The organism is Chitinophaga alhagiae (assembly GCF_003568665.1).
Taxonomy (GTDB): domain Bacteria; phylum Bacteroidota; class Bacteroidia; order Chitinophagales; family Chitinophagaceae; genus Chitinophaga; species Chitinophaga alhagiae.
Window position 1 is genome coordinate 701,560 of sequence record NZ_QXMH01000001.1, and the last position, 26,208, is coordinate 727,767.

Sequence of the window (26,208 nt, forward strand, 5' to 3'; positions counted from 1 at the left end):
CGCCGTGTGAACGACTGGCTACACCTGTGGCTGGGCCTTATATCGGGCATTATCATTGTGATTGTCAGCATTACAGGCTGTATTTATGCCTTCCAGGAAGAGATTTCCGACCTGACCCAGCCCTACCGCTTTGTAGCGGAAGAGAACCGGCCTTTCCTCCCCCCCTCCGTATTGCAAAAAGCCGCCGCGGCCCGGGCGGGCGAAAACCCCGTGCTGGGGGTCAACTACGGCCACACCGGCAAAGCTGCCATTGCCGCATATATGGACAAGGAGAACGGGTATACCATGATTTACATGAACCCCTACACCGGCGCCATCCTCAAAGAAAAAATACTGAAGAACGACTTTTTCAGGATCATCCTGGAAGGGCACTTTAACCTCTGGCTCCCCCGCCCCATCGGGCAGCCTATAGTGGCCGTTGCTACCCTCATTTTTATTGTGCTGCTGATCAGCGGCCTTATTATGTGGTGGCCTAAAAAATGGAACAGGGCCAACCGTAACAAGAGTTTCAAGATCAAAACAGACGCCGGCGCCAAACGGGTGAACTATGACCTCCACAATGTACTGGGCTTTTACGCCCTCACCATTGCGCTGGTATTGGGCATCACCGGGCTGGTATGGGGTTTTCAGTGGTTTTCCAAGTCTTATTACTGGACGCTGACCGGCGGCAAGTCTTTTGTAGCCTGGGAAAGAGGAACATCAGACACCACCGCCATGGCTGACATGCAATACCCGGAAGACAAGATATGGGCTACAGTGAACCACCTGAAAGGCAACATCCAGATACAATTTGCCCAAAAACCGGCAGACCCCATCAGCGTAACCTATAACCCTGAAGAGGGTACCTACTATAAGCGGGAGTTCTGGTTTTATGACCGGTACACCCTGCAGCGGGTACCCGGCGGCGGTTCTTACGCCACGCCTTATGAGGCCACCTCCCGCGGTGAAAAGCTGTTCAGGATGAACTATGATATTCACGTGGGCGCCATTGCAGGGCTGCCAGGCAAAATACTGATGTTCTTTGTGAGCCTGATCTGCGCCAGCCTCCCCATTACCGGCTTCTACATCTGGTGGGGCAAGAAAAAGAAACAGAAAAAGAAGAAAACGCCGGCATTCAGGCGGTTGCAGCCGCAACAGCAAGCCGCCGCGGCTACCTTATAAAAAGAAGGGGAAACAGATCGTTTCCCCTTTCTTATCTATCATCAAAACTACAGGTACCATTTTTTATACCGCAGCAGTCCTTCCAGGAAGTAATAGTCCGCATAAGTAAGCGGCACGTCTACCTCGCTGTTGGCCCTGAAGTGGCCCACGTTATGTTCCAGCAGAAAACCGCCGTTGCTGCCCAGTTTGGCGCGGTAGGCGTCTGAAGAGAGAGCCTGCAGCATTACGGTGGCGGCATCTACATACCGGGCGCGGTCTGCTTTGGCTGTGTACTGGCCCAGCTCCAGCAATGCGGAGGCAATAATGGCGCCGGCAGAAGCATCACGTTTGGTGGGCATTTCCGGTGCATTAAAGTCCCAATACGGTATTTTGTCTTCCGGCAGGTTAGGATGGCTGAGCACAAAGTCTGCTATTTTCTGCGCATGCTGCAAGTAGGCCTTGTTTTTAGTGAAGCGGTACATCATGGTAAACCCATACAGCCCCCAGGCCTGGCCCCTGCTCCAGGCAGAGGTGTCATGCGCGCCCTGGTGCGTTCTTCTGCCCAGCACCTGGCCGTTGCCGAGGTCGTAATCCACTACATGGTAAGAGCTGAAGTCAGGCCTGTAATGGTTCTTCATGGTGGTATTGGCATGTGTTTCCGCTATTTCACGAAAACGGCTGCTCCCGCCTTGCTGGCTGGCCCAGAGCAACTGCTCCAGGTTCATCATATTGTCTATGATCACGGGGCAGTTGAATTTATCGCTCTTGTTCCAGCTTTGGATGGAGTGGATAGTAGGCCGGTACCGGGTGATCTGGTACACCGCCGCCGTGTCTATTACATCTTTATATTGTTTATTGCCGGTGATGCGGTAAGCGTTGCCAAAGGAGCAGAAGATCATGAAACCAATATCATGGTTGCCGGTATAGCGTTTCTCCTTTTCCAGGATAGCCAGTCGCTTTTCCGCTTCCGTTTTGATACCGGCGTCTTTCGTATACTCGTAGATATACCAGAGCGTGCCGGGATAAAAACCGCTGCACCACCAGTCGGTTTTGGCATCAACAGAGCGGCCGTTCTGGAAGGTACGGGGCATTCTGCCCGCGGGCGTGCTGTCTTTCAGCACCGCGTACTGCTTTACGGCAAATTTCATGTTTTCATCAATGAGCTGCCGCATGTGCGCTTTGGAGGCTTTCTGCGCCTGCGAGACCAGGGGCAGTAACATGGCCAGTGCGGCCGCTTTCGTCAGTTTCCCTAAAGTGGATGTCATAGTGTGGAATAATTTTAATATCCGTAAACGTGATTAAATCTGTGCAAACGTTTGCATAAAAATAACAAATGCATCGAATTTCACAAGTATTATTTTTATACTTGTGCATGCGATATATACTCCCGGTACTACTTTTTTTGCTTTCCTCCTGCCTGCACGCCCAAACCTATACCGGCAAAGTGACTGCCGTAAAAGACGGCGATACCATAGAAATGCTGGTGGCCGGTAAAACCATCCGTGTACGGCTTTTTGGGGTAGATTGTCCGGAAAAGGGGCAGCCCTTTGGTGAAAAAGCCCGCCAGTATACGGCCGGCCTCTGTTTCGGCAAGCAGGTAAAGGCGGTGCAGCAAAGCAAAGACCCCTATGGCCGGGTGGTGGCGGAAGTATACCTTCCAGGCAATAGCTCATTGAACGCCGCGCTGGTAAAGGCAGGCTACGCCTGGCACTATAAAAAGTTCAGCAAAAACGAAGCACTGGCGCTGGCGGAGAAAAAGGCAAGGCAGGAAAAACTGGGCCTGTGGGCCGATGCACGGCCGGTAGCGCCCTGGAACTGGCGCAAGAAAAAAGGCACCCAGTATGCTCCTGCCCGTTAACATCATTCTTTCAATCATTACTGTATGAGCAGACCGCAACACACCGTTACGCTACGTTTTCTGGCAGAACCGTCAGATGTTAATTTCGGAGGAAAGGTACACGGAGGCTCCGTGATGAAATGGATTGACCAGGCCGGTTTTACCTGCGCCGCCAACTGGAGCGGCCAATATTGTGTAACAGTATATGTAGGAGGTATCCGCTTCTACAAGCCTATTGCTATTGGGGACCTGGTGGAGATCTCGGCATCTATCATTTACACCGGCAGTTCCAGCATGCACATTTCCATACATGTATATGCCGGCAACCCGCGGCAGCAGGAGAAAATCAAAACCACGCATTGCATTATGGTATTTGCCGCTATTGACGAAAAGGGGCAAACGGTGTCTGTTCCCAAATGGGTGCCGGAAACGGAAGATGAGACCAACATGGAGCAGTACGCCCACCGGCTGATGGACCTCCGCAAAAATATTGAAGACGAAATGAAACAATACCTCTAGCTACCAGCTAGGCAATGGCGCGGCTGAGGGCCTGCGCCTGCCCGGTGCTGTATACCTGGCTGAGCAGGTCTCGTGTATTGATAGAAAGCTGCAGGTAATGGTCAAGGAAGTGATAGCTGATACGCTGCGACTGCCCGATAACGTATACCGCCGGCAGCGGGGCGTTCTCCTCAATACCGCTCACCCGGTCCCACAATGGGTCAGATTCCCGGTATAGGCCCGCCCCTCTTGCTATCTGGTGGTCACTGTCAATGGCCAGCGGAAAAGTAAGCTGATGCTGTTTTACCAGGTATTCCAGCTCACTGCGGCTATCCGCGGATACTACCAGCAACTGGCCGCCCATCACCTGGATATCTGCATACAGGTCTTGCAACTGCCGCAGGTAACGGTCTCCGTACCCGTTCCAGTGAATAGAAAAGAAGGCCAGCACCAGCGGCTGGTTCAGCAGTTCGCTGCCCACCATGTAGTTACTTTCACGGCTCAGGAAAGGAAAGGGCGTAACGAAATCATCTTTATGCAAATGGAACAACGGCAGGGTGCTGCCTGCTACAACAGGCTTGATGCGTGTTCTGTCATTCAGGGGTTTGGTGCTCCTGATCTCGGGGTACAGCGGCGGAAAATCCGCATAACGGTTGGTGGTGCGCATACTATTCTTTTAATGATGGTTTTGATCTTTAAAACGGGTATTGCCATGTAAAGGTAAGAGGAATATTTCTATTATCCTACTAATTCTATAGACTTTATACAAAATAAATCTATCATCGGCCATGGTGGCTGTTTACCGGAGTAACCTACAGGGTTTTTTGCACAAAAAAGGGCTGACCGCATTTGGCCAGCCCCGGTAAGATCTTGTTGGGGAGTGTTATTGTTTCACAAACTCGCCATCGGCCACAATAGCCACTTCCTCGCTCAGCATGGGAGCCGGGAATTTGGCGCCAACGCTAAAGTCTGAACGTTTAATGTTTCCTGTTACGCGGAAACCTGCGGTGGGCTTTTTGCTCATCGGGTTCTCAATGGTGCCGCGGTACCAGAGATCAAGGGTTACCGGTTTGGTTACGCCGTGAAGGGTCAGGTTGCCGGTTACCTGGTACTTGCCTTCGCTTACTTTTTTCAGGGAAGTGCTTTTGAAAGTGAGCGTAGGAATGTTGGCCACGTCAAAGAAGTCGGCGCTTCTCAGGTGGTTGTCCCGTTGTTCAATGCCGGTATTGATAGAAGTAGCCTGCGCGGTCAGCTCAAAGCTGGCATCGCTGAAATCCGGCTTGGAAGCGGTAACGGTAGCGTCAAAATCGGTGAAGGCACCGGAGATGGTAGATACGCCCAGGTGTTGAATATCAAACTTCAACTGGGAGTGTGCTTTGTCGGATTTCCAGGAAGACTGCGCAAAGGAGCTGAGCGCTACAGCCAACAGCAATGCTAAGCAGGTGATCTTTTTCATAAATGTATATTTGGTTTTTTACGGAATGCAAACTTATGTACATTTGCTAACAATTGGTTAGCAGTTACCTAAAGGTAAGCAGTTACTTTCAGGTAAGTTAAAATCCGGGATCATGGTAAAGTTACAGACAATTTCGGCAGAATGGGAAGCCTGTACCGCATTGAGTGCCGTACAAGACGCCCTTTATGTTTTAAATGGCAAGTGGAAGCTGCCTATCATTGTTGCGCTCAGCTCCGGTAACAAACGTTTTAACGAGCTGCAGAAAACCGTGAAAGGCATTGCCGCCAAAGTACTTTCGCACGAGCTGAAGGAAATGGAGCTGAACGGTTTTGTGGTACGCCATGTACACAACACTACGCCCGTTGCAGTAGAATATGAACTGACAGACTATAGCAATACCCTCGGTAACGTAGTAGACGCCCTGCGCGAATGGGGCACCATGCACCGGGAAAAGATCCGCAACCAGTTAAAAAAAGAAGCCGTATAAGGCAACTGCCTGAAAGTGAAGCAGTCGAAAACATTTTCACTGCGGTATTGTTTCAGTATGATAAATGAATGTTTCAACATTCTCCCGCCGTGTAATACGGCCATTTTTTCTGCCGACTAGCTTATGCCATAATTTTTCATTACCTGAAAACCAATGCCAAAGCACATGAAGAACACCTGGAGTATTCTGCAGGGAAAGAACTTCCAGTTTCTGCCCCTGGCGCCTGAAGCCTGTCACCCGCAACTGCTCAATGAAACCACCGCAGCCACGGCTGCTAACGAAAACGGCAGCATACTGGCCCAGCACTTCCATGATCACTATGCCCGTGCCTGGCTGTATGACATGCAGCTGCAACAGGAAAGCACCCTGCATATTACCTTGCCGCAGGCCGCTCCCATGATGATTTATGTACTACAGGGAGCAGTAACGCTGAAAACCAGGCCATTTCACACAACCCGGCTTTCCGAGAACAGCTATAGCCTTTTCTCCCTTCAGCCGGAACAGCACACGCTGGACGCAGCCGGCCATTGCCGGGTGCTCTTCCTGCAACTTACCGCTCCCCTGCGCTCACTGCTGGACGAAAGCCACATCAACATCCCGCTGCGGGCCCATCAGCCCGGCCGCATCACGGAAGAATGCCGGAAACTGTTGCGCAGCCTGCACCAGAACCGTTACTCCGGCGAGATCTGGCAGCTCAAAAGACAAGTGATCATACTGGACCTGCTCTTCAAAACGCTCGACGAAATTGGCGTCAGCTATAAAAAGACCCAGGCCTCCACCTATCACCGCGATTATGATACGCTGAAACAGGTAAAGGATTATGTGCAGCACAACATTCACAAGAAACTATCTGTACAAACGCTCGCTACCCGTTTCTCCATTGAGCCCAGCTTCCTGAGAAGAGGTTACAAAAAGGTCTTCCACCGGCATTTGTGCGACTATATCCGCGAAGTACGCTTGTCCCGTGCGCGCAACCTGTTGCAGAATACCACGCTCAGCGTGCATGAAATAGCCTGGGAAGTAGGTTATGAGTCATCTACCAGCTTTACCCGGGTATTTACGATGCATTTCCAGCAGTCTCCAAGTGATTTCCGGAAAACCGTTGTTAAAGTAATTTGATCTTTCTGATAGCTTTTTTATCAAATCGGCTAATATATTATCAAACAGACAAACGAATTTTAGAACACCTTTATTAAGATAAGCATTCGCATGCGAGGATGACATGGGCAAGGGAAAAACCGCGTCGAAGCACATCCGGTCATCATTTCGTGGCAGTGCAGCCACAGTACCGCTCCTAGTTAATAACCATAAAAGCGCGAGCCATGACACGTAAGTGGACCTTGGAATCTATTACCATGCTGCTCTTCATCCTGTTTACCTATGCAGCCGGCAGCAAACTGGCCAATTACAAACAGTTCCTTTTCCAGATGGACGCACAGCCGTTCAACAACCGGTATACCACCCCGCTGGTAATAGGACTATTGCTGATCGAATTTGCTATTGCGGCCTGCCTGATATTCAGGAAGACGATGAAAGCCGGCTTATGGGCATCACTGATAATGCTGGTCATTTTCACAGCGTATATAGCACTGATAAAACTGAACTATTTCGGTAGCATACCCTGCTCCTGCGGCGGGGTAATAGAACGCCTCAACTGGACACAGCATCTTTTTTTCAACCTGTTCTTTGTTGGTATCAGTATAGCGGGAATAGTGCTTTACAAGCTGCCTCCATCTGCTCCACGGCAGTCGCAGCTTAAACTATCTTAGGATCGTCAATAAATCTACACACCTTTTAATCTGAAACAAGGCTGTTTCCAGCAAACAGCCTATTGCTCTTACCTTTTTAAAAAACCATTTACTATGAAAAAGATCAAATTGGCCGTACTGGCCCTGGCATTGGTATGCGGCGCGGTTGGCGCTTATGGGAAGTATAAGAAGATGCTGCAAATATATTATATAGCACCAACAACTTCTGTGTCCGCTGATTATTTCATAATTTCTCCCAATTCACCTGCCCCTGATTGCATAGCAGGAGAGTTCGGATGGGTATGTACTGTGCTTGCCGAAGAAAACCTTCCTCCAACCTATGCAATTCCATCCCAGGATGCCACGATTCTGACGGTATATCAATAAATAGTATCACTTCACCTGGCACTCAAGGCAAAAATCCCTTCCCTATTCCCTATATGCAGATTCTGATCTAACGCTCATTCTGTTGCAATCCAGCCTGTTCGATCTCGGTTTGAGGTAGTGGGTAAACATATCTCCTGTCATTAGGCAATAATTGGTAGATTACTCCAAACACCTTTCTATACAGAGTTGTAGCAAAACGTGCATCTCTGTTCAGCCTCCTTAGATCCTGCCAGCGGATCTGACTGGCAAATGGAAATTCCTTTCTTCTTTCTTCCAGTATCTTTTTTAATAGAAGTTCTTTGTCATTTGTAAAATAATTCGTGTATTTCCCTTGTTTATACCTATTGGACAATACCTTATTCAAGTCGTTTAAAGCTGGTTCGATATCCCCCGTTCTCGCGTTACACTCTGCTCTGATAAAGTAAACTTCGTTTGTTGCCAGTCCTGAAAAGCTCTTGCCGGTACCAGCATATGTGCCTCTGAACCTTACTCTATTAACAGCAATGTAGTCATAATAGTAGCTTTTTCTCAGATCATCGTCATTGTAGCTGTTATAAAGGGAACTATCAACCAGCGAAAGGTTAAAAGCTTCATCAGGAATAACCGCTACATGCCCAACGCCAGTAGCATAAAACAATATTTCATCATTTGCTTCCGTAAACCCTGGAAATCTGTATGGCTTTGTCAACGTCACCGACCCGCTATTGAAATCCAGCACTTTGTCCGAATAATATAGCGATGAGTCCGCATATTCTTTCGCAAGTGAGTAATCATCCATCAATAGATATATGCGTGCCAGCAATGCAAAGGCAGCGGGTTTGTTGGGGCGGCTCTTGTAAGACGATGTAACAGGCAACAAAGCCGCCGCTTTCTTCAGGTCTCCGGTTATTTGCTCATATGTTTTCTGAACGGTTGATCTTGGCTCAACATGGTAAATGTCTGATTTTAATCTTACACAAATGCCAAGGTCTGTAGCTGCGCTTGACCCTACATATGGCTTACAGAAAGCACTCGCCAGTTCTGAAAAAATTATTGCTCGAAAAAAAAGCGCCTGGCCCTTTATATTATTCACTTCTGCCGAATTCGCAGGGAAATCCCCCAGCTCCAATCGTTCTAATACAATATTAGCAGAGGCAATAACATTGTAACTGTTTGCATAATCGCTGGAAAGCTGCCCTTCAAAAATTTCTTTATTCCACAAATATGAATTTTTGCTTATGGCGTTCAAAGAACTAATAGTTTCATCCGCATAGTAAAAATTATCACACCCTAAAAGTCCAATGGTGGGATAATTTGAATTCATCAGTATGGTATTGTTCAAGATAGCCTGAAAGTCTTCCAATGTTGTTGGCACCACATCAGAAGCCTGTCTCTTTGCGTTCAGCCATTCATTCTGCTTTGAACAGCTTAAGAAAGAAAAGATACTCGCTATGATAAGGAAATTTTTCATACTATTAAAAATTTGCCTGGAATCCTATTGAGATTGAAAATGGGTTGGGAACATTATTAGCGAACTGTGTAGAATACACCTCCGGATCAAGATCAAACTTGTTGGCTCTCCAAATAATACCAACGTTATTTAAGTAACAATAGGCCTCCATGTTCTTAATAAAAGTATTGTTTCTCACCGGAATATTATATCCCAACCTAATGTCTTGAAGCCTGATGTGGTCTCCCTTTTCAACCATTACTTCTGAGAACCGGTAAAACAAATTCCTGTCTGAGCTAGATGGATAGGAAAGAGCTGGAACATCAGTATGTGCTTCATCCCCAGGACGTTGCCAGCGCCTCGAATAGTCAATATTCATACTTTCATTTAGTATACTCTGATAGTTCAAATTAAGGCTGGGCCGGCGGAAATAGTAGCCTAGCTTATAGGTAATATTAAATGATAATTGCACCCCTTTGAAAGTAAAATCATTTCTTATCGCGCCAAAAAAAGTAGGAGTTGCTGACCCGTGGTAAACAAGGCTATCCGGATTAAAATTTTGCCTTATACCTAGGTAATCCTTACTGATCACGCCACCCAAATATCCTTGAGGGTCCCCGTTTTTCGGGTCCAGGCCGGCCCATTTATAGCTGAGTACGCCACGCAAAGGCTTTCCCACAACATACAAAAGATTCAATGGATCGGGGAATACAACGGATGCTGCGGTCGGCTTCCTGGAGTAATTTGTGATTCGGTCTTTAAGATGACTCACCATAAATGCCGCATCCCAGGCAAGTTTTTTATCCAAAATCCTGGAATTGAGATTCACATCAAATCCCTTCGTTAAGATACTGCCAGAGTTTCTATTTACAGCCCCCAATCCAGTCTGTAGCATGTTGGAAACCTGCTCAACCAGGTCAAGACCTTCTTTGTGGTAATATTCAACCGTTCCCGAAATCCGGGAGTTCCACAATGAAAAATCCAATCCTGTATTGATTATTTTCACCCTCTCCCAGCGCAGTTCTTCATTGGCAGGAGTAAGATTAACAATTGAAGGCAGCCCTGTTAAAGGGTCGGTTATTCGAGTACCCGTCAGGTATGCGGCTCCATTATATACATTCCCATTAAATCCGTAAGACATCCGTAATCTTAAATTCGGCAACCAGCCCAAGTTATAAAAAGGCTCTTTGCTTATGCTCCACCCTCCACCTACCGACCAGAGCGGCACTAATTTTTGATTGGTACGGGCTCCAAATATATTCGCTCCATCCCTCCGGGCGCTGGCGCTTATATCGTATCTCTTTTTATAAGAATAACCGGCAACAGTATAGTATGATATAAACCGGTTTAGTAGCCCCAAAACAGTTCCTGTCATGGACAATGCAGAATTAAGCGTTGACTGGCCTGCAGGGTTTACGGGAAATAGGGTAGTTAGATCCAGACCTGACGCGGCTGCTCCATGCTCGCCGGCATGGCCTGCCGTACTAAATTCTGTTCCAGTGGCAGAAAGTTCCCTCAGTTCACTGCCTATAATACCCGTCAACAGGTGACTGCCTATTTGTTGCCTGTAGTTCAAACTTGCCCTGATGCTATAACTCCTCCAGTCATAATTTTCACGTTCAAGAATACCGCCCCTGGGGAAGTTATAGGTAAACTGGCTATTCGAAACATCGTATACCGAAAACCTGTTGATCAGGTTACGTGAAAAATATGTTTCCTCACTCCTGTAGTTCTTTGAAAATATGGCCTGGGTCTCATTCTGGAACTGTATATCTACATCTAAAAAGGGTGCTATCCGGTACTTCAAACTGCCTCTTAATACCAAATCACTTAAATTCATGTACCTCCTTGCATTCCTGATCTCATCTAACGGCCGGTATCTCCAGTCAAGAAACCCCAACCCGTGTACGCTATCTACATAGTTTGCCCTGTAATCCCTGACTGTTGGGAGCGGGTTCCCATTGCCATCCGCCAGGCTGGCATAAGGATACAATAATCTATATTTTGACCCTCCAACCAGTATATTTCCGTACCCTAGTTCGTTATGCTGTAAAATTGTATTGTGGCCGTAATTCACATACCCCTCTATCTCAAGTTTTTTAACCGGACGGTATTTTATTGCGGACGTTGCCGTTACCCTGCTGCTGCCATTCCTCACTAAATTATCTGTTCCATGATCATATCCAAGAGATAAAAAATATGCCAGCTTGTCGATCCCTCCTCTCACATTCACCTGGTATTGCTGGCGCACCCCGCGCTGATATACATACTTCAGCATATCCTTCCTCAAATCATGGGATTTCAGCAAATCAAGCTGGCCCTGCGCTTCCTCGTCCGTAATAGTTCCAGATCTTAGTTTAGCCAGTATTTCTACTGCCGGAGAAACCGGCGGCCGTGTAGTGCTGTTGTTGATGTCCCCGTCAAAATACCCTTTATTGAACAAGGTGGTTTCTACATCTATGTAGTCCCCGGCACTCATGTAGTTCCGGTCTTTGTACAGGTTGGGTTTGCTGACAATGGTAAGGTTGGTGTTAAAGTCAACGGTCATTTTCTGCCGGTACTTTCCTCTTTTTGTAGTTAACACGATCACCCCGTTACCGCTCCTGGCGCCCCAGATACCGGCGGATGCCGCATCCTTCAAAACTGTTACAGATTCGATGTCATTCGGGTTAATATTGCCAATATCCCCCTCGTAAGGAAAATTATCCAATATCACCAGCGGATTGGTATTGACCCGGTTTGGAGATAAAGTGCTCAACCCTCTCAGCGAAATCCCCAACGGTACACCCGTAGGCATTTTTGAGATGGTGTTCATGTTGAGGGTCTTATAATTTAATAATCCGCTCGTCACTCCTTCTAGCCTGTCCAGGATATTCACGCCCACGCGCCGGTGCAGCAGGGCGCTGTCTATGAACACAAATGAACCGGTAGACCGTTCCTTGGGCAGGTCCTGGTAACCGGTAGACACCACGGTGACAGGTTCAATCTGCGTAACGGCAGGCGTCAGCACAAATTTGAGGTCTTGCTCCCCTTCCAGCCTGAACTGCCGGGCCAGGTAACCCATAGATGAAATTTCAAGCATTCCCTCCCGGGGTGAGCCTTCAATACGGAAGCGGCCTTGTGCATTTGTCTGGGTGCCTTTTAAAGTCCCTTTTATCATCACCGTGGCCCCGGGAATAGGTTGGCCTTCGGGGTTTGTGATAACGCCGGAGACAGTTATCTGTGCCGGTTCTTCTTCCTTTTTGACCGCAACAGGCGCTTTATTCTCGAACAAAAGCACTTGCCCTCTCACCTGCGCCCAGCCAACCTTCTGGCCCCGCAGCACCCGTTCCATTACTTGCGTCAGGGTAGCTTTTTTGAAATTGACACGCAGTTTCTGCAGCCGGTTGATCACGGAATATTCATACGTAACGGTCAGGCCCATTTGCGTCTGTATGGCGCTGAAAATTTCTTCTATTGTACGGGTACCGGAAAGTGTAAGCGTACGCTCTTCCTGGGGTTGCTGGGCATGGCTGTAAATTTGTATGCTGACGGAGAACAATACGATCAGTGCCAGGAGCCTGTAAAGCCTTGGGAGAGAGCGGTGCCGTATCATCTTTAAGTCAGCAATGTAACCCATCCGGGTATATTTTTCGGGATAGAAAATCTCTTCTCGTTGCCGGGCATGATAAATTTCGGTTGTCTTAAACAGTTTACATAGGGGGAACTGACTTGTTAAAATGAATAAATCCTATGCCTGATAGGATTTAGCCTCATGTCTAAAGCTCCATAAGTACCCGGATCATCTACTTCAGATTGGCCAGCATCATCCGGAGGTTTCGTAGGGCTATTTTCACATGACTGCGCACTGTTTCCATTTTCAATCCCATTTCCTGGCTTACTTCGCGGTAGGATTTCCGGTCCAGGTGGGCCTTTATAAAAGCCCAGCGTCTTTGTTCGGGTAACTCCTGTACGGCGCTATTGATACGGTGGCGTACCTCCCAGGCATCGCCCTGGTTTGTCAAATCAAACATGGGAGCGGATTCCAGGAAAAATGCTTTCTTCCGCTCTGCCGTTTGCAGCTTGCGCTGCTGGCTCAAACAATTGTTCCGTACGGCGGAAAACAAATAGCTGCGGTAATTGGCTGGCATCACATTGGCCAGATGGTTTTTCTCCCAAAGCACAATAAAAGTTTCCTGCACCACATCCTCGGCTTCCATTACATCGTGCAAAATAGACACCGCCTCCAGTATCAGCGATTCCCTGTATTTGTAAAACAGGTGCTTGAACACTTCAGGCGAATGCCGCGGGTTGTTCGGTGATATGCATTCTTCACTCATGGCTATTGTAATGTAATAATATGGTGAACATTAAATGGATAAAGTTCATCCAGCACGTCCGTTTTTCGGATGCGTACCTTGGAAAAACCCTGCTATTGGCCAGGAACTTTTCACTCAAGATAGTGAAAAAAGGACAGTCGGGAAAAACCGAAGTTGTTAATCTTCGGTTAACAGCCTCGCCCGTTGGCAAAAGGAACAAGACCCTCTGACGAGGCAAAACCTGCCATGAATATACGAATTTTTAACGGATCCTCTCGGTATTCTTGACAATTTCGATATGGTAACCAATATGGGTCAACAGCTCACTGGCCCCATCCAGCAATTCCAGCAACTCATCCCGCAATTTGTTGCCGTTTTCACCGGCCCGGTATGCAAATTCCTCCCATGTCAGGTTGTCTGCCAGGAAAATATACTGCAGGCGGTTTGTGAGATTAACGTTGTTCATAATGCATTATTATTAGTGGTTCAACCAATTTTAGAATAAATGCAGGGTATTGCCTTCTATCCGGTGTTTCACACCTTTGGTGATGTTCAATACCTCCAGAAAATCTTCAATAGGCCTGTTTTTGTCCAGCTTACCCGCAAACCGGAAATTTGTTAATAAGGGGTTATCGATCTGCACCTTCATGTCGTACAGGCGGTGAATGGTTGCGGACAGCTCGGTGAGGCCTGCGCCCTTAAAATAATACACGCCCTGCATCCAGGCCAGCACTTCTCCCTGTTCAAAGTGTGCCACATCAATATCCTGCTCCCCTTTGCTCCAGGCTGCCGCCTGCCCCGGCTGCAATACTACCGCAGTAGCGCCCGAAACAGCCTGTATGCTGCCCCGCACCAGGGATGCTGTAACTTTGCCTGACCGGTAGGTGTTTACGTTGAACGCGGTCCCGAGTACCCGGATGTCTCCGTCAGGCGTATGCACAATGAACGGCTTCTCCGCGTTCCGGGCTACATTGAAGTAAGCCTCTCCCTGTATTTCCACTTCCCGCACGTTCCCCTTGAACGAAAAGGGGAACCTCAGGGTAGAAGCGGCATTCAGCCATACCTCTGTACCGTCCGCCAATATGACCTTGTAGTCTTTCTTAACCGGCACCTCCAGGGCGCTCCACTGCTCCACCCCGTCTTTCCGCTGGTGAAAACGCAGGGTATTGCCCTCGGTCTGAAGCTGCACATCTCCCAGCAGCATGGAATGGTCTGGTTTCAGTGCCATGCCTTCTCCGTTAGACAACCGGAGCCGTATATCGTACATTTTAGGCCCATCTTTCCCGTTTCCGGCCATTTGCCCCTCAGACGGGCGGGAGGGCGCCAGGAACACATAGCCCGCAAAGCCGATGAGCGCCAGCACACATGCTGCCGCCAGCCACCTGAATATACGCAGGTACCGCATGGGCTCGCCGGTGTTTTCCATCACCTTCTCCGCCAGCTCGTTCCACCGCTTGCTGGTAGGGCGCACTTTTAACAGTTCCAGCATGTCAGGCGAGCGGTAAAGCTCGTCCAGTTCCCTGCACATCTTACGGACACGGGGCTCTTCCATGGCAGCCTCCAGCTCCTTCTCCTCTTCTTCGGAGAGCGTACCCGTTAACTTCTGCAGGTACAATTGCCTGATGTATTCGAGATCTGCTTCCATAATTTATCGGGGGTCTATATTTAAGATGGATTTTCAAACCCGGTAGGGTGTATGGGAAGTTAAGGATTTTTCCATTTCTGCAGCCTACCATGCAGAAACGGAAGGGTGCCTGCTGCTGCCGCTATGCTGCCTTCCTTCTCAAATCCCTTACTGTATTGCATTCTATTCCATCCGCCTCCTTTTTACCAGTGTGGAACGGCTTTTGGCATACCTCCGGCAAAACAAATATTTCATGAAACCGGCGCCTGAAAAACACTTTATGTATTATGCGCTGACCACCGCGGTAGCGCTGGCCATCATTATCCAGGTGCTCATAAAGATACTCCGATGATCAATCAATTTGAAGTGCCCGCCCTGATAGAAGATGCTATTCCGCAGCTCGGCAAGGCGCTGCACCAGTTCCCGTCCATATTTCACATATACGAGACCATGCAGTGCTTGCGAAATTTCCTGTTGCAGCAGCTTCGCAACAAAAACTACAACCTGCTTGAAAAAGGCCTCCGGCTTGCCGGCAGGTTGTATGACCGGGGCAATCCGCTGGTACGGAAAGCAGTGGCCGATATCATTTTGCCTGGCCTCTCCCGCGAAAAACTGCCGGACAATATCAGCCAGATCAAACTGTACTCGCTGATACCTGCCAGTTTCTATAACCAGTTCATACAATTGCACCTGAACGCCAATCACGGATAATGGAAAGTGGACCTAAAACAGCTGAGGGCGTTGTTCCGGAAGTAATGGGAGACATTATTATCCGCGTGGCACATGCCGGCGACATAATTTACGCAGATACCATCTCCGCCGAAATGGAATCTTCTGCCCTGGCCCGTGGCACAGGTATTTCCAAACGCCCGCCTTCCCTCATCCGGGAAAAGATACTTCAGGGCAAGGCCGTCATTGCCCTTTGCAAAAACGGCATCTGGGCAGGTTTTTCTTACCTGCAAACCTGGGAGCGCGAAACATTTGTGTCTAACAGCGGCCTCATTGTAGCGCCGGCCTTCCGCGAAAAAGGGATTGCGGCGCTTATCAAGGTAAAAATATTCCAGCTCTCACGCCTGCTCTACCCGGCTGCCCGGCTCTTCAGCATCACTACCAGCGCCGCTGTTATGAAGCTCAATGCCCGCCTGGGTTTTTTACCGGTTACTTTCGCCGCGCTGCCGGCAGACCCGCTTTTCTGGGAAGGCTGCCGCAGCTGCGTAAACCACCACATCCTTTGCTCCAAACAACACCGCAATTGCCTTTGCACGGCACTGTTGTTCAGTCCGCCGGGGTAAATGCCATACGCCCCGCCTTGCTGCAGGAATGAATTCCTTTGCTCAATCGATTTTGCTAGCGGTGATCACTACCTCCGAACCTGAAAACCCTTTATCTTTAGCTTGCAAAATCAATTACCAAAAGCAATGAGAACATCACTTTTCCTGCCCCTGCTGTTACTGCCGTATGCGCTTCCCGCGCAAGATCCGGCACAATATGTAAAGCCCATCATCGGCACGCAGAAAATGGGCCATACCTACCCCGGCGCCACCGTGCCCTTCGGCATGGTGCAGCTCAGTCCTGATACAGACACCATCCCCTACGAAATGAACGGGAAGTACAACCCTGACGTGTACAAGTACTGCGCCGGCTACCAGTATACAGACAAAACGATTGTTGGCTTCAGCCATACGCATTTCAGCGGCACCGGCCACTCAGACCTGGGGGATTTTCTCATTATGCCCACCACCGGGCCGCTCCAGCTCAACCCCGGCACGGCAGACAAACCCGAAAGCGGCTACCGCTCCCGCTTCTCACACGAGCATGAAACGGCAGAAGCAGGGTATTACAAGGTGAGGCTGGATGATCATAACATTCTTGCGGAACTGACCGCTACCAACCGCGTAGGGCTTCACCGGTATACGTTCCCACAGGCTGACCAGGCCCATATCATCCTTGACCTGGTTTCCGGGATCTATAACTACGATAAAAAGAACGTATGGACCTTTGTCAGGGTGGAAAACGACACCCTCATCACCGGCTACCGCCAGACCAGCGGCTGGGCGCGCACCCGCACCTTGTACTTTGCCATGGTATTTTCAAAACCCATTAAACAATACGGACATCAGAACCTTGACAGCAGCGTGTACAAAGGCTTCTACCGAAAATTTGACCAAACCTCCAACTTCCCTGAAATGGCCGGCCGCCGCATTACGGCCTGGTTCGATTTTGACACCAAAGCAGGTGAACAGCTGCAGATAAAATTTGCCCTTTCTCCCGTAAGCACCGCCGGCGCCCTTCGCAACCTGGCGGCAGAAGCGCCGGGCTGGGACTTTGAAGCGGCGAAAAGAAAAAGCAGGGAAGACTGGAACCGGGAACTATCCAAAGTAACGGTGAAGGCGCTCTCGGAAAACGATCTCATCAATTTTTACACGGCGCTGTACCATACCTACCTCAGCCCTACCACTTACATGGACGTAGATGGCGCCTACCGCGGGCTTGACCAGCTGAATCACCAGGCCGAAGGCTTCACCAATTACACCACGTTCTCCCTGTGGGATACCTACCGCGCGCTTCACCCGCTGTTCAACATCCTCCAGCCCAGGCGCAATGCGGACATGGTACGCTCCATGCTGGAACACTACAACCAGAGCGTACACAAAATGCTGCCGGTTTGGAGCCACCATGCTAACGAAAACTGGTGCATGATAGGCTACCACAGCGTTTCTGTGATTGCTGATGCCATTGTGAAAGGGAACATCAGGGGCTACGATGCCATGCAGGCCCTGGAAGCCTGCGCCAACACAGCCCGCTACAAAAAATATGACGGCCTGGAATATTACATGGAACTGGGCTACGTGCCGGAAGACAAAAACAGCTCCTCCGTGTCCAAAACGCTGGAATATGCGTATGACGACTGGTGCATTGCACAGGTAGCAAAAAAACTGGGCAGAACAGACCTGTACAACGAGTTCATTAAGCGCTCTCAAAACTACCGCCACGTGTACGATGCCTCCACCGGCTTTATGCGGCCCAAACTGAGCAACGGCAGTTTCCGCAAGGAGTTTGACGTGCTCAGCACCCATGGCCAGGGTTTTATTGAAGGCAATGCCTGGAACTACAGCCTTTATGTACCACAGTACCCGGCTGAAATGATCGAGATGATGGGCGGCAAAAAACAGTTCACGCAGCACCTGGATTCGCTCTTTACCATGCACCTGCCGGATGCTTTTTTTGCTGAAACGGAAGACATTACCCGCGATGGCATTATTGGCAATTACGTACACGGTAACGAACCGGCCCACCACGCCGCCTACCTCTACAACTGGACGGGCGCTCCCTGGAAAACGCAGGAAAGGGTGCGTATGATACTGGAAAAGATGTATAAACCCGCCTCCGATGGTTTGGGTGGGAATGACGACTGCGGACAGATGAGCGCCTGGTACCTGTTCAGCACGCTTGGCTTTTACCCCGTATGCCCCGGCTCAACAGCATATGCATTGGGCAGCCCGGCCATCCGCTCTGCCAGCCTGCAACTGGAAAACGGCAAAACTTTTACGGTGGAAGCCGTTGATCAAAGCCCGCAAAACGTATATGTCAGGAAAGTGGAACTGAACGGCAAGCCGCTGCAGCAGCGCTTTATCAGCCATAGCGACGTGATGGGCGGCGGCAAGCTCGTATTTTACATGAGCCGCAAGCCCACCAGGTAGGCACAAAAAAAACATCCCGAAGAATCGGGATGTAATATATGTATACAGTGAACAATGAAATAGCAACATTGCTACTATTCCAGGATCTTGATTATTTTTTTGCGTTTGAATAAGAATACGGGAAGGCATCCGGTTGGGTGCCTCTTGTTTTTTCAGGCTTCGCTCCCATGTTGACCCGCATTACGCCACCCTGCTGAATGGCCTGGTGACTGATCCAGTTTTGGGTGTGCGGCTTGCCGTTCAGCAGTACGCTTTGGGTGTAAAGGTTGGTGGCGCTGTTGCCTGGTGCTTCCACTACAAAACGTTTCCCGCTTTCCAGGGTAACGGTCATTTTAGGGAACAGGGGCGCGCCGAGTACGTACTGGTCTGTACCCGGACAAACGGGATAAAAACCCATGGCCGTAAACACGTACCAGGCGGAGGTTTGCCCGTTATCCTCATCTCCGCAATACCCGTCAGGCCCGGCATGGTACAATTTGTCCATCACCTGCCGCAGCCAGTACTGGGCTTTCCATGGCTGGCCGGCGTAATTGTACAGGTAGACCATATGCTGGATGGGCTGGTTGCCATGAGCGTACTGGCCCATGTTACTGATCTGCATTTCACGGATCTCGTGAATAACGCTGCGGTAGTAGCTTTCATCGTACACCGGCGGCATTACGAACACGGAGTCAAGCATGCGGGCAAACATTGCACGGCCGCCCATCAGGTCTGCCAGGCCCTGCACATCGTGGAACACAGACCAGGTGTAGTGCCAGCTATTGCCTTCAGTAAAGGCGTCTCCCCATTTGAAAGGATTGAAGGGCGCCTGGAAGCGGCCGTCTTTGTTCTTGCCGCGCATCAGTTTTGTTTCCGGGTCAAAAATATGGCGGTAGTTCTGGCTGCGTTTGGCAAAGCGGTCTATTTCCGCCTGGGGCCGGCCCAGGGCTGTGGCCAGTTTGTAAATAGTGAAATCGTCATACGCATATTCCAGTGTGCGGGCGGCGTTTTCATTCACGTTCACATCGTACGGTACGTACCCCAGCTCATTATAATACTTTACGCCTTTACGGCCAACGGAAGAAAGCGGGCCTTCATTCTCTGAATTTTTCAGGATGGCCTCGTAGAGGGTATTAATGTCAAAACCGCGGATGCCTTTCAGGTAGGCATCTGCAATAATAGATGCGGAGTTGGAACCGATCATGCAATCCCGGTGGCCGGGGCTGGCCCATTCCGGCAACCATCCACTCTCTTTATAGGTATTGGCCAAACCTTCCATAATATGGCTGTTCAGCTCAGGGTACATAAGGGTGAAGAAGGGGAATACGGCACGGAAGGTGTCCCAGAAACCGTTGTCTGTAAACATATAGCCGGGCAGTACCTGCCCGTTGTAGGGACTGTAATGTACAATGCGGTTTTGCGCATCGTACTCATAAAACTTGCGGGGAAACAGCAGCACGCGGTACAGGCAGGAGTAAAAAGTGCGTACCTGGTCTGCTGTGCCGCCTTCCACCAGTATACGGCCCAGCTCTTTATTCCAGGCTGCCTTCGCTTTTTGCTGCGTAGCCTCAAAACTGTCTTTCCCTATTTCCCTTTGCAGGTTGAGAACGGCCTGTTCAAAGCTGATGAAAGAAGAGGCCACCTTCACGTGTACTTTTTCACCTTTGCCGGTTTTAAAGCCTACCACAGCGCCTACGTGACCGGCCTGCAGTTCCAGCGTATCTCCGGCCAGGCGGTTACCGTTCCAGGCATGTGCCACGTTGAAAGGTTTGCTGAACTCCAGCACAAAATAGTTCTTGAAATTTTCCGGCACACCGCCGCTGTTGCGGGTAGTGTAGCCGATTATCTTGTTCTCTTTGGGAATGATCTTGATGTATGACCCGCGGTCAAAGGCGTCTACCACCACAAAAGCACTGTCTGTTTGCGGAAAGGTGAAGCGGAACTGGGCAGCCCTCTCCGTGGGCGTGATCTCGGTGGTTACGTCCGCATCCGCCAGGTACACGCTGTAATAATATGGTTTGGCGGTTTCCGCTTTGTGGGAGTACCAGCTGGCGCGGTCATCCTGTGTGAACTTCAGCGAGCCGGTAACCGGCATAATGGCAAACTGCCCGTAGTCATTGATCCAGGGGGAGGGCTGATGCGTTTGCTTGAAGCCGCGGAGCTTGTCTGCGCTGTACTGATAAGCCCAGCCGTTGCCAATAGTATTGGTCTGCGGCATCCAGAAGTTCATGCCCCAGGGCAGGGCAATAGCCGGGTATGTGTTGCCGTTAGACAAACTTCCTTTGGAGTCTGTTCCCATCAGCGGGTTCACCCATTCTACCGGGTCTGTAACGCGGGTTACCGTTTGGGCCTGTGCGGCCGGCGCAGCATAGATAGCCAGCAAAAAAATCCATCCAATTTTTTTCATATTGCCTAGACGTGATGTTTGATTGCAAAATCGATTTTTCAAAAAAGAAGGGGCCGGCCCAGGATTGGGCCAGCCGTTAGATGCTACTCTTTATTGTTTGTATGATAAGCACTTGTTAATAACAGTTATTCGTACCCCGGATTCTGTTTCAGGTTTTTATTCAGGATCATCTGATTGTAAGGTATCGGGAAAAGCTCCCATTTATCTTGTCCTGACGCCGGGTGGTCCCACCAGGAAGCGGTAGTGAACTTACCGAACCTGATCATATCTGTTCTTCTTTTCCCCTCAAAAATAAACTCGCGGCCCCGTTCTGCCAAGAATTCGTCCAAAGTTAATTTTGCAACTGTATAAGCCTCTGTGGGCCAATCTGTTGCAGAGAACGCTCTTTTACGGACCTCATTCACCAGGTCTACCGCTTCCTGGGTGGCGGTACCGCCGTTCTTGCGCGTGAGGGCTTCTGCCTTATTGAAATAGATCTCGGCCAGGCGGTACAGCACAAAGTCGTTATTCCAGTACACATTAGAGGTTTGCGGGCCGGGACGGTACTTGTTAAAGCGCGCGCCGCTGTTTTCCTCGCCCCTCGTCATACCGCCTTCTCCTGCCTCTCCTTCCGAGTTACGGCGTATTTCCTTGACAAATACCAGCGGCCGGCCGGCATATTCTTCCGTGCCTTTTACGATACTGTCGTTAAAGTTGGTGCGGAAAGCCACGTCTATTTTGGCCGTGTCTATCAACATCCAGGTCTTTTTCCGCAGGTCTTTGTCTGAAAATGCGTCAAAGGCCGTGGGTATCACCACAATGCCGTTATTCCCGTTAAAGTTCGCATTATACAGCTTTTTTTGCTCATAATGCCACAGGTCCCCGTTCCAGCCAAAGCGGAAGTTGCCCACCGTGTAGTCATAAGTGATCTGGAAAAGGTTTTCGGGAGAGGTGTGGTTCAGGTTATCAAAAGGCTTGAGCAGGTCTGTTTCCAGCCTGGGAGCCGCGCCAGACAAGGAACCGCAGGAGCCGTCCAGTATTTTGTTACAGGCGGCTATACACTCGTCCCATTTGGGGGTATCGGCCCATTTTTCAGCGTTCAGGTATAGCTCCGCCAGCATGGCGTAGCCGGCTGCCCGGGTAACACGGCCCACCAGCGCGGGAGACAGCGGGGGCAACAGGTCTACGTTCTCCTTCAGTTCCTTCTCAATAAAAGCCCATACCTCCGCCCGAGGGGCGTTAACGGGACTAACAGGTACGCCTACTTCCGTTACAATGGGAATATTCCCATACAGGTCCATCAGCTTCAGGTAGTGCCAGGCGCGCAGCACCTTGGTTTCGGCAATAATGGCCGCCTTGTCCTCATCCGTCATGCCGATGGTCTTGAAATCAATGGCGGAAAGGTCCTTGATGGTATTGTTGCAGAAGCCCATACCCCAGAACATCAGCCGCCAGGGGTTCCAGGCGTTGTTGTCGTTAGCTATCCAGGCGTGGTTGTGCAGGCGTATCCAGTCTCCGCCATCAAAGCCGTGGCGGCCTTTCTGCGGCCAGGCCAGCTGGTCTGCAGACAGTTCGCTCACCCGCCAGAAGCCTACCTGCCCCGTGGGGGCGGCCCAGGCATTGGCGTGGGTGAAGGGGCGGAGCACCGCCGCCATCACTTCCGTCCGGTTCTTGTAAAAGTTCTGCGCCGGTATTTCACTGTACACTGTTTCTTCCAGGTTGGTACAGGCACTCATGCCCAACATCAGGGAAGCGAGGCCTGCTACGATATATTTCTTTTGCATGTTCTTCATTTTTAGGAATTGTTAGAATCCGAGATTAAGACCAATCGTGTAGGACTGGGTTCTGGGATAAAAACCCCGGCCATCTATACCAGTGGTGAGGCCATTGTCTTCCAGTTCCGGGTCAAGCCCGCTGTATTTGGTAAAGGTCAGCACGTTGCGGCCGGCGGCATAAATACGCAGGCTGCGCACGTAGCTGGATTTCAGCTTGAAATTGTAGCCCAGCGCAATGTTGTCCAGCTTCATGAAACCGCCTTTTTCCAGGTAATAGTCAGAGTACTGCGGTACATCATTCAGGGCCTTATGCTTGGTGATGGCGCTTTGCAGTACGTTATTCGGGAACCAGGCCTTGTTGCCGAAGTACAGCTCCTGCAGGTTGAGGATATCATATCCCAGCTTGCCCCGGAAAAACAGGCTCAGGTCCCAGTTCTTGTAGCGGAACACATTGTTCCAGGAAAACATCATTTTGGGCACGCCGTTGCCTATCACGGTCAGGTCATCTTGCGTGATCTGGCCGGCCGGTACTTTGGAGCCGTCTTTTTTGTAGAACAGCCACTTCCCGTTATCGTCAAAACCGGCAAAACGTTTCCCGAAGAAATTGCCCAGGGCGCCGCCTTCCACTACCCTGATGGCGTTACCCAATGCACCGGGAGACGGCAGGCCGCCAAACTCCAGCTTCTCCAGGCGGTACTGGTCATTGGTGATGCTGGTCATTTCGTTTTGCTGACGGTTGAAAGTAACGTCAATGTTGTAGCTGAAGTTTTTGGTTTGCACCGGCACAGCATTCAGCACGATCTCGAAACCCTTGTTGGAAATGGTGCCCACGTTGGTAAAGATCTGGCTGGTAACAAACGGCGGCAGCTGCGTATCGTAGTTGGCCAGGAGGTCTTCCGTTTTACGCTGGTACACATCGAACGAACCGGCCAGGCGGTTGCCCCAGAGACTGAAATCCACCCCTATGTTCCATTCTTTTTTCTTTTCCCAGCGAAGGTCAGGGTTGGGATTACGGGAGGGACCGTATGTTTCAAACCAGGAGCCGTTTTGCAGGTATGCCCCGCCAGTGCTCAGGAGGATGAGAGACTGGTAGTTGGCAAAACCCTGGTTGCCTGTAACACCGTAACCTGCGCGCAGTTTCAACTGGTTGATAACGCGGTGGCCTTTCAGGAAATCTTCTTCGCTGATGGTCCAGCCGGCGGAGAAAGCAGGAAAATCGGCCCATTTGTGATTGGCGCCGAACCTGGAGGAGCCTTCGTGACGGAGGATGGCCTGTGCAAAATATCGCTGCCGGAACGTGTAGTTCACGCGGCCAAAGAATGCCACCAGCGTATTGTCTACCTTGTTGCTGGCCATGCCGGCGCGGCCCAGGGTACGGTAGAGGCCGTTGCCCAGGTTCCAGTCCTGAAAAGCATCTGTGAGGAAGCCCGCGTTGTTGGCGCTGTAGGTCTCAATAGTGCTGTACTGGTAGCTGTAGCCTGCCAGCGCTGTGATGCCGTGCTCGCCAAAATTATTGTTGTAGTCGATCACGGATTCGAAGGTTTTATCCAGCTCTACCCGGTTGCCTTTGTAGGCGTAGCCACCGCCCTGGTAATCCTGCTGGGAGGAGCGGGACGCGCGCAGCCTGTACTGGCGGTCGTTCCAGGTATTGCGTACCACAGCGCCAAAAGCAGATACGCGGAGGCCTTTGTATACTTCTACCGTTACCTTGCCGTCTCCCTGAATGGTTTGCTGGTCCCGTTCAGACAGCTCCTGCTCCTGACGGGCCACCGGGTTGAAATTGTTAAAGCCCGTGGTTTCAAGGTAAGTACCGTCCGGCTTTTTAACCGGCGCGGTGGGATTACGTTGTACAGCCTGCTCAAAATCTCCGTTGGAGCCGCCCAGCAGGTCAGCTTTATTGAAGTTGGCCGCCAGGTTGGCCTGCAGGGTCATTTTGCCTTGGAGACCGGTTTGGTTCACGTTCAGGCGCCCGCCGTACTGCTTGCGGCTATTGCGTTTGGCAATGCCTTCCCCTTCGTTGTAATAACCCGCTACCCGGTAATTGGACTTATCTGTACCACCGGTGGCAGACAGGGTATAATATTGGGAAAGGTTCTTTTTATTGATCAACAGGTCATAAATGTCTGTGCTGCCGCCCAGGTCGTTGCCTGCCGGGGCATTGGCCTTGAACTCTTCCGCATTGAGGAAGCGCGGTTTTTTGGCAATAGCATCGCGCTGCAGGTAGCTGGAGAAATTAAACTGGGGCTCCCCGGAGCGGCCTTTTTTAGTAGTTACCAGTATAACGCCGCCGTTGGCGCGGGTGCCATAAATGGCGGCGGCAGAGCCGTCTCTCAGCACGTCAATAGACGCTATATCTTCCTGCTGCAGGAGGTCGAGGTTACCGCCCGGTACCCCGTCTATCACGATCAGCGGGCCAATGCTGCCGCTAAGGGTGGTGATGCCACGCATCTGCACGGAAGCGCCCGCGTTCGGGTTGTTGCCGCTTACGCGGGTAATACTGAGACCAGGTACCTTACCCTGTACCAGGTCCATGGGAGAGCGGGCCACGCCCGGGTTAAAGTTTTCCGCCTTGATAGATGTAACCGCGGAGGTCACTTCTTTTTTCTTCAGCGTACCATAACCAACTACCACTACATCTTCCAGCGTTCTGGAAGAGAGCGCGAGGGATGCGTTCACCGTGTTGCCGCTGCCAATGGCTATGGTCAGCGTTTCGTACCCGATGTAAGAAAACTCCAGTTGGGCGCCTGTGGTGATGTTGAGGCTGTAAGTGCCATCGCCCCCGGTTTGCGTGCCGGTGCTGGTACCTACTACCCTGACGGTTACACCGGGTAGGGGCGACTGGTCTTTCGCGTCCTTCACAGTGCCCCGGATGGTGCGGGATTGGGAATAGGCCAGGGAGGCTGTAAGGAGCAGTAAAGCACCCAGCCAACTCACGCGCATGAAAAACGTAGATGTCTTTTTCATTGCAATTGAAATTGATTTGGTTAATAATCTGGAAACAGTTTTCGTGAAATTTTCTACAAGCCGTTTTAGCCATAAGGTCCCCGTTCGGCGCCGAAAGGGCGCCGTGAAGCGGGCATGGAAGCAGCCGTAACATGCAGGGTACAGGCAAAGGATCTCCGGGGCCTCCCGGAAGGAGCCCTTGGGGGAGGCCAAACAATTCCCCGCATGCATGATTACGCCATGCTTGCAAAATCGATTTAGCTAAAGGACTATAAGCTGGAATTTTCGGCAATATGAATGCCGGTTGCTATCCTTTCATTGTTGCGTAAATTTTTTGTTGATAATTAAATGATTGCTAGTTGAGGAATCGTCATAACGTTCCCAATGGATTTTCCTGATATCTAAGTTTAGTTAGCGCATATAATGGTAGTGCGTTGGCGGAAAGCACTACCTTTTTTTTCAAAATTCTAGTTTCACTGTTTATTACTCCTTGTTCGCTGTTGACATCCTGAGCCTCTTA

21 protein-coding genes are annotated in these 26,208 nt (G+C 50.3%); 10 read left to right on the forward strand and 11 right to left on the reverse strand.

From position 1 onward, the window contains the following. Nucleotides 1–6: 6 nt before the first annotated feature. Entirely contained in the window at nt 7–1,161 is a 1,155-nt protein-coding gene (locus tag D3A97_RS02740) for a PepSY-associated TM helix domain-containing protein (protein WP_198673841.1), read from the forward strand. 47 nt (nt 1,162–1,208) lie between these two features. On the opposite strand, the gene D3A97_RS02745 is transcribed toward D3A97_RS02740, so the two are convergent. Further along, nucleotides 1,209–2,405: a glycoside hydrolase family 88 protein gene (locus D3A97_RS02745; protein WP_232825829.1), complete on the reverse strand. Its 1,197-nt coding sequence runs from the start codon at nt 2,403–2,405 to the stop codon at nt 1,209–1,211. Nucleotides 2,406–2,512: 107 nt separating this feature from the next. On the opposite strand from D3A97_RS02745, the gene D3A97_RS02750 reads away from it, so the two are divergent. Further along, nucleotides 2,513–2,998 carry a thermonuclease family protein gene (locus D3A97_RS02750; RefSeq protein ID WP_157986322.1) on the forward strand — a complete coding sequence of 162 codons (486 nt, stop codon included), beginning with the start codon at nt 2,513–2,515 and terminating at the stop codon, nt 2,996–2,998. Nucleotides 2,999–3,022: 24 nt separating this feature from the next. Then, the gene (locus tag D3A97_RS02755; RefSeq protein WP_119076408.1) at nt 3,023–3,496 is read left to right on the forward strand and encodes an acyl-CoA thioesterase; all 474 of its coding nucleotides are present in this window, start codon (nt 3,023–3,025) and stop codon (nt 3,494–3,496) included. Between the two features lie 7 nt (nt 3,497–3,503). Here the strand turns inward: D3A97_RS02755 and D3A97_RS02760 are convergent, their stop codons facing one another. Next, a complete protein-coding gene (locus D3A97_RS02760) occupies nt 3,504–4,142 on the reverse strand; it encodes a redoxin domain-containing protein (protein ID WP_119076410.1) in 639 nt (212 codons plus the stop codon). A 216-nt stretch (nt 4,143–4,358) separates the two neighbouring features. Beyond that, a complete protein-coding gene (locus D3A97_RS02765) occupies nt 4,359–4,931 on the reverse strand; it encodes a YceI family protein (protein WP_119076412.1) in 573 nt (190 codons plus the stop codon). A gap of 112 nt (nt 4,932–5,043) precedes the next feature. Between D3A97_RS02765 and D3A97_RS02770 the strand changes: the two genes are divergently transcribed. The 4 genes from D3A97_RS02770 to D3A97_RS02785 all read left to right on the forward strand — a co-directional run bounded on the left by D3A97_RS02770 (nt 5,044) and on the right by D3A97_RS02785 (nt 7,553). Then, nucleotides 5,044–5,418, forward strand: coding sequence for a winged helix-turn-helix transcriptional regulator (locus tag D3A97_RS02770; protein WP_119076414.1), 375 nt, complete (start codon nt 5,044–5,046; stop codon nt 5,416–5,418). Nucleotides 5,419–5,583: 165 nt separating this feature from the next. Beyond that, nucleotides 5,584–6,537, forward strand: coding sequence for a helix-turn-helix domain-containing protein (locus tag D3A97_RS02775; RefSeq protein ID WP_157986323.1), 954 nt, complete (start codon nt 5,584–5,586; stop codon nt 6,535–6,537). 203 nt (nt 6,538–6,740) lie between these two features. After that, nucleotides 6,741–7,187, forward strand: coding sequence for a MauE/DoxX family redox-associated membrane protein (locus D3A97_RS02780; protein ID WP_157986324.1), 447 nt, complete (start codon nt 6,741–6,743; stop codon nt 7,185–7,187). A gap of 93 nt (nt 7,188–7,280) precedes the next feature. Beyond that, entirely contained in the window at nt 7,281–7,553 is a 273-nt protein-coding gene (locus D3A97_RS02785; RefSeq protein WP_119076420.1) for a hypothetical protein, read from the forward strand. A 67-nt stretch (nt 7,554–7,620) separates the two neighbouring features. Here the strand turns inward: D3A97_RS02785 and D3A97_RS02790 are convergent, their stop codons facing one another. The 5 genes from D3A97_RS02790 to D3A97_RS02815 form a co-directional block, all read right to left on the reverse strand. Next, a complete protein-coding gene (locus D3A97_RS02790; protein ID WP_119076422.1) occupies nt 7,621–9,003 on the reverse strand; it encodes a RagB/SusD family nutrient uptake outer membrane protein in 1,383 nt (460 codons plus the stop codon). Between the two features lie 4 nt (nt 9,004–9,007). Then, nucleotides 9,008–12,601: a SusC/RagA family TonB-linked outer membrane protein gene (locus D3A97_RS02795; protein WP_119076424.1), complete on the reverse strand. Its 3,594-nt coding sequence runs from the start codon at nt 12,599–12,601 to the stop codon at nt 9,008–9,010. Between the two features lie 166 nt (nt 12,602–12,767). Beyond that, nucleotides 12,768–13,301 (reverse strand): sigma-70 family RNA polymerase sigma factor, encoded by a 534-nt coding sequence (locus D3A97_RS02800; RefSeq protein WP_119076425.1) that lies wholly within the window; start codon nt 13,299–13,301, stop codon nt 12,768–12,770. 241 nt (nt 13,302–13,542) lie between these two features. Then, a complete protein-coding gene (locus D3A97_RS02810) occupies nt 13,543–13,746 on the reverse strand; it encodes a hypothetical protein (RefSeq protein ID WP_119076429.1) in 204 nt (67 codons plus the stop codon). 30 nt (nt 13,747–13,776) lie between these two features. Beyond that, the gene (locus D3A97_RS02815) at nt 13,777–14,925 is read right to left on the reverse strand and encodes a FecR family protein (protein ID WP_119076431.1); all 1,149 of its coding nucleotides are present in this window, start codon (nt 14,923–14,925) and stop codon (nt 13,777–13,779) included. Between the two features lie 327 nt (nt 14,926–15,252). Between D3A97_RS02815 and D3A97_RS02820 the strand changes: the two genes are divergently transcribed. The 3 genes from D3A97_RS02820 to D3A97_RS02830 all read left to right on the forward strand — a co-directional run bounded on the left by D3A97_RS02820 (nt 15,253) and on the right by D3A97_RS02830 (nt 18,605). After that, complete coding sequence (locus tag D3A97_RS02820) at nt 15,253–15,615, forward strand: DUF7674 family protein (protein WP_119076433.1); 363 nt, start codon at nt 15,253–15,255, stop codon at nt 15,613–15,615. Beyond that, the gene (locus D3A97_RS02825; protein WP_119076435.1) at nt 15,615–16,196 is read left to right on the forward strand and encodes an N-acetyltransferase; all 582 of its coding nucleotides are present in this window, start codon (nt 15,615–15,617) and stop codon (nt 16,194–16,196) included. Before D3A97_RS02820 ends, D3A97_RS02825 begins: the two co-directional genes overlap by 1 nt. A gap of 126 nt (nt 16,197–16,322) precedes the next feature. Continuing rightward, a complete protein-coding gene (locus D3A97_RS02830) occupies nt 16,323–18,605 on the forward strand; it encodes a GH92 family glycosyl hydrolase (RefSeq protein ID WP_119076437.1) in 2,283 nt (760 codons plus the stop codon). A gap of 91 nt (nt 18,606–18,696) precedes the next feature. Here the strand turns inward: D3A97_RS02830 and D3A97_RS02835 are convergent, their stop codons facing one another. The 3 genes from D3A97_RS02835 to D3A97_RS02845 all read right to left on the reverse strand — a co-directional run bounded on the left by D3A97_RS02835 (nt 18,697) and on the right by D3A97_RS02845 (nt 25,709). Next, on the reverse strand, nt 18,697–20,991 hold the full coding sequence (locus D3A97_RS02835) for a GH92 family glycosyl hydrolase (protein WP_119076439.1): 2,295 nt from the start codon (nt 20,989–20,991) through the stop codon (nt 18,697–18,699). 125 nt (nt 20,992–21,116) lie between these two features. After that, nucleotides 21,117–22,754: a RagB/SusD family nutrient uptake outer membrane protein gene (locus D3A97_RS02840; protein ID WP_232825830.1), complete on the reverse strand. Its 1,638-nt coding sequence runs from the start codon at nt 22,752–22,754 to the stop codon at nt 21,117–21,119. A gap of 21 nt (nt 22,755–22,775) precedes the next feature. Further along, nucleotides 22,776–25,709 carry a SusC/RagA family TonB-linked outer membrane protein gene (locus D3A97_RS02845; RefSeq protein ID WP_119076443.1) on the reverse strand — a complete coding sequence of 978 codons (2,934 nt, stop codon included), beginning with the start codon at nt 25,707–25,709 and terminating at the stop codon, nt 22,776–22,778. Nucleotides 25,710–26,208 lie beyond the last annotated feature (499 nt).